1 protein-coding gene is annotated in these 287 nt (G+C 37.3%); it reads left to right on the top strand.

The features are described from left to right. Positions 1-287 (top strand): ATP-binding cassette domain-containing protein (locus ACSG5Z_RS31680; RefSeq protein ID WP_435712932.1); only part of this gene is annotated, 287 nt, incomplete at both ends.

Below are 287 nucleotides of genomic sequence, written 5' to 3'. Positions count from 1 at the left end.
TCTCGTGGGCTCGGAGATGTATATAAGAGACATGAGTGGTTGTGGGAAAAGTACGCTTTTGAAAATTGTTGCGGGGTTAGATAACGAATTTGAAGGTGAAGATATCATCGATGGGGAGCAAATTGTAAAACCGAGTAAAAAACAAGGTTTTATTTTTCAAGAACATCGTTTATTTCCGTGGTTAACAGTGGAAGAAAATTTTGCTGCAGATCTGTCGTTAAAAGATAAGTATGTAAAAGACAAGGTAAAGGACTGGGTTGAAATCGTTCGATTGGATGGTTTTGAAA

The organism is Bacillus pretiosus (assembly GCF_051294775.1).
GTDB classification, from domain to species: domain Bacteria; phylum Bacillota; class Bacilli; order Bacillales; family Bacillaceae_G; genus Bacillus_A; species Bacillus_A wiedmannii.
Note: the sequence above shows the minus strand (reverse complement) of the source record. Positions and strands in the feature narration are given on the sequence as shown.